General features: G+C 71.3%; 4 protein-coding genes. 3 read left to right on the forward strand and 1 reads right to left on the reverse strand.

Going from position 1 to position 4,371, the window contains the following annotated elements:
* The first annotated feature begins 407 nt into the window (after positions 1 to 407).
* On the forward strand, positions 408 to 1,064 hold the full coding sequence (locus ACJA3G_RS31305) for a DUF5701 family protein (RefSeq protein WP_406556415.1): 657 nt from the start codon (positions 408 to 410) through the stop codon (positions 1,062 to 1,064).
* Here ACJA3G_RS31305 and ACJA3G_RS31310 read toward each other — a convergent pair.
* Complete coding sequence (locus tag ACJA3G_RS31310; protein ID WP_406556416.1) at positions 1,061 to 2,308, reverse strand: MFS transporter; 1,248 nt, start codon at positions 2,306 to 2,308, stop codon at positions 1,061 to 1,063. The two genes, ACJA3G_RS31305 and ACJA3G_RS31310, sit on opposite strands and share 4 nt — an antisense overlap.
* Positions 2,309 to 2,409: 101 nt before the next feature.
* Here ACJA3G_RS31310 and ACJA3G_RS31315 point away from each other — a divergent pair, with 101 nt between their 5' ends.
* On the forward strand, positions 2,410 to 2,862 hold the full coding sequence (locus ACJA3G_RS31315; RefSeq protein ID WP_406556417.1) for a winged helix-turn-helix transcriptional regulator: 453 nt from the start codon (positions 2,410 to 2,412) through the stop codon (positions 2,860 to 2,862).
* Between the two features lie 284 nt (positions 2,863 to 3,146).
* On the forward strand, positions 3,147 to 4,371 hold a 1,225-nt coding region (locus tag ACJA3G_RS31320; protein ID WP_406556418.1), incomplete at its 3' end, for a serine/threonine-protein kinase.

Below are 4,371 nucleotides of genomic sequence, written 5' to 3' on the forward strand. Positions count from 1 at the left end.
CTCCCGCGCCCACGCCGAGCCACGCGAGCACGAAGCCGCACACCCAGGCACCCGCACCTACCAAGCCGCGCGCCCCGAAGTCACCGACGCCGACCAGCCACCCCAGTGCGAAGGCCACTGGGTCCGTCCACTCCGGCAGTTGCGAGATCGTCTCCAACGCCGGCAACTGCTACAACGCGGGCCAGTTCTGCCGCAAAGCCGACCTGGGGCGGTCCACGCATGCCGCGAACGGGAGGACGATTCACTGCCGGATGGTGAGCGGCCGTCCCCATTGGCAGTACTGACACCTACTCGGGACCTGGTACTCGGGCACTGGGGCCTGTCGCGGCGCGGTCGCCGGGAACACCGAGGGGGGTCGCTTCGTTGACCCCAGGTCTGCCGCTCCACGCCGCGACCGAAGGAGTACCTTGCCCGATACGTCGCCCACCGTCACCGTGCCCCCTCTCCCGCCGCTCAGCGCCCAGGCGGAACACCTGATCGCCCTTGGTGTGCATCAGCTCGCGGGATTGCCCGCCGAGGCCCTGCGCGCCTTCGCCGGGGACGCCGGTCGCGCCGACAGCGATGCCCTGCTCGCCGTCCACCCGGACCGCGTCCCCGCGTCCGCCCTCGCACCGTTGCTGCGCCGCGAGGGCAAGCCCGGCTTCGTCGTCACCGACATGCCGGACGTCGATCACTTCGCCCCCTGCACCGTCGAGTTGCCCGACGCTCCCCTCTACCTCGTCACCGGCGTCGACCGCGGGGACCAGCTGGCCAACTGGAGCCCGGAAGAGGCCCTGCCCGCCCTCACCGCGGAGAACCGCACCCCGCTGCTGCTCACCGAAGGCATCCACTGGGTGCTCCAGCAGCCGGCGGCGCTCGAACGCAACCGCTGCTTCATGACCATCGGGTCCCGGCTGCGCAAGACCAACGGCTCCCTGGACGCCCGCACCCCCGCGATCTGGATCAGCAACGGCACAGGTCGGGACGGCCGTGACCGACGCGACGCCCCGAAGGTCGGCTGGTGCTGGTGGGGCAACCGCCACACCTGGCTGGGCTTCGCCTCCGCTGCGGACCGCAGGAGCTAGCTTTCGGCGGCGGGGCCCGGGGTGGGGTGTCGGTTGAACGCCCACAACGCCAGGGCAAGGCAGCTGAACGCGGCTCCCAGGGCACATACGGCTCCCCAGCCGGCCACCGTGTAGAGCGAGGTCGCGGCGATGGCACCAGTGGCGCTGCCGATCGAATAGAAGACCATGTATCCGCCGATCAACCGACTGCCCGCGCCGGGGTGCAGTGCGTAGATCAGGGTCTGGTTGGTGACATGGACCGCCTGTACGGCGAGGTCGAGAAGGATCACCCCGAGGAACAGTGCCCAGAGCGAGTCGCGGGTGAACGCCAAGGGCAGCCACGAGGCGGTGAGCAGGGTCAGGGCGGTGCCGGTGGTCCGCCGGGAGAGTCCGCGGTCGTTGAGACGGCCCGCCAGGGTCGCGGCCAGGGCGCCGGCGACACCGAGCAGCCCCAGCGCCCCGATCGCGCTGTGGGACAGGAAGTACGGCGCCTCGCTGAGGGGCAGCGCGACGCTGCTCCACAGGGTGCTGAAGGCGGCGAAGATCAGCAGACCGAACAGGGCCCGTAAGCGCAACAGCGGTTCCCGCGCGAACAGGCCGATCGTGGAGCGCAGGAGCTGTCCGTAGCGCAGGGCTGTCGTCGGCGCGTCACCGGGGCGCGGCAGCACGCGGTACAGGACCAGGGCGAGCAGAGCGGTGAGGGATGCCGAGGCGAGGTAGACGGAGCGCCAGCCCGCGAGATCGGCCAGGAGGCCGGATGCCGTGCGGGCGAGCAGGATTCCGCTGACCACACCACTGGTGACCGTACCGACGACGCGTCCACGCCCGGCGGGAGGGGCCAGGGACGCCGCGAAAGCCACCAGTGTCTGGGTGACGACCGCGAGAAGACCCATCGCGGCCATGCCCGCGAGCAGGATCGCCGCCGAGCGAGCGGTGGCTATCACGGTCAACGCCACGACCAGCAGCAGCAACTGGACCACGATGAGCCGTCTGCGGTCGACCACGTCGCCCAGCGGCACGAGGAAGAAGAGCCCCAGCCCGTAGCCGACCTGAGTGAGGGTGACCAGGCTGCCGACAAGCGCCGGACTCATGGCGAGGTCGTGGCCCATGGTCACCAGGAGCGGCTGGGAGAAGTAGACGTTCGCCACCGCGGCTCCGCAGGCGACGGCGAACAGGAGGACGACACCCCGGGGCAGGACGAACGCGGGGCCTACCTCACTCCGGTCCTCAGGCCGCTGTGTCGCAGCCTCACTGTTGCCGGGCATCAGCACTCCTCCAGATTCTGGTTTCATCTTGCTACCAGCCCTGACCGTAACTTTCTTGGTAGCATGTTGCAACCATCAGGAGAGTGAGGGACGCGGACGCCATGGTGACCAGGACGCGCTTCGACGACAGTGAATGTCCCGTCGCCCGGTCGGTGGACGCGATCGGCGACTGGTGGTCCCTGCTGATCGTGCGGGACGCCTTCGACGGAAGCCGGCGCTTCGGGGAGTTCCAGCGCAGCCTGGGCGTGGCGAAGAACATCCTCACCGCGCGTCTGCGCACCCTGGTCGACGGCGGTGTGCTCGAATCCGTCCCCGCGTCGGACGGCAGCGCCTACCGCGAGTACGTACTGACTCCCAAGGGCGAGGCGCTCTTCCCCGTCATCGTGGCACTGCGGCAGTGGGGCGAGCAGAACTTCTTCACCCCCGACGAACCGCACTCGGAGTTGGTCGACCGCCGAGAGAGGCGGCGTCTGCGCCCCCTGGAAGTGCTGTCCGCGGACGGGCGACGGCTGAACCCCGACGACACCACCGTCCACAAGGTCTCCGCCCAGTGAGATGAGCGGGGCCCGGCCCCGGCCCCCACCGGCCGCTCTGCCGCTGATTCCGCAGCCGGGTGGGGTGCACGACGGTCGCACAGGGGCAGCTCTCGTGGCTGTCTGAAGGCGCGTCGGAGCCTCCAGGGATGGGCCGTGCGAATCCGCCCGCCCGCGTCCCCCTACGCTGGTGCCTGCCACGGGGCGGATCTTGGACGTGCGACGAAGGAGCGTGACAGGTGACGGGGGCGAACGGCGCGGAGCTGGTCGGAGTAGTGCTGGGCGGGCGGTACCGCGTGACCGCGATGATCGGGCGCGGTGGCATGGGTGTGGTCGCCCGGGCGGTGGACGAGCTGCTGAACCGTGAGGTCGCCGTCAAGGTCGTACGGACCTACACCGACGCCTCCCCAGCCGAACTGGCCGATCTGCGGGTCCGGATGCAGCGGGAGGCGCAGGCCGCGGCCCGTATCCGGCACAGCGGTGTGGTCACCGTGCACGACGTGGTCGAGGAGCAGGGGCTGCCGGTCATCGTCATGGAGCTGGTGGACGGGCCCTCTCTCGACGACGTGCTGGCGGAGCGCGGCTCGCTGGACCCGCGCGAAGCGGCGGCGATCGGCGCCAAGTTGATGGACGCGCTCGACGCGGCACACCGTGCCGGGGTCTTGCACCGGGATGTGAAGCCCGGAAACGTCCTCCTTGAACGAAGCGGCCGGGTCGTCCTCACCGATTTCGGCATCGCCAGCATGGAGACCACCGGCGAGGACGCCTTGGCCAAGCTCACCCAGAGCGGTCAGATCGTCGGCTCCCTCGACTATCTGCCCCCGGAGCGCGCACAGGGCCGGGAGCCGGGTGCCGCGTCGGACATCTGGGCGCTCGGTATGACGCTGTACGCGGCGGTGGAGGGCTCCGCGCCCTTCCGCCGTACGTCGGTGTGGTCCACGCTGGCGGCGATCGTCGGCGAGCCGCTGCCGGCGCCGCGGCGAGCCGGGCCGCTCACCGCGGTGCTCCAGGCTCTGATGGCCAAGGACCCGCTGCAACGGCCCAACGCCGCGCAGGCGCGCGAAATGCTGGAAGCGGTCGCCGGGGGTGGGACGGCGGACCCCGCGCCGGCACCGCCCCTCCAGCACGGCACCCCGCCCGGCTTCGGTCCCGCCGCGGCTCCGTTCCACCAGCCGGCCCCCGAGCCCGTGGTCGCCTACACGCCGCCGACCGACGTCTACGGCGGCCCGCCGCGGCCAGGTGGGGCGCCGAGTACGGTCGGTGGTCACGGCGGCCGTCCCGAGGCCAGTACCACGATGGTCCGCGGGCGCAGCCGTCGCACCCGTACCGTTGTCGCGGTCGCGGCCGCAACCGTCCTCGCCTGCGGCGGAGCCGCCTACGCCCTGGTGGACATGCGGGGCGACGGGGACGGCGGCGGGACGGACGCGGCGCATTCCCCGGCGAGCGGTGCCACCGGCGGTGWCATGGCCGACACGACCGGCGGCCCCACGTTCCCGGGGGACCTGACGTCCATCGGCCCCAACGAGAGTC

The sequence above is a fragment of the Streptomyces sp. YS-3 genome, assembly GCF_045257485.1.
Taxonomy (GTDB): Bacteria; Actinomycetota; Actinomycetes; order Streptomycetales; family Streptomycetaceae; genus Streptomyces.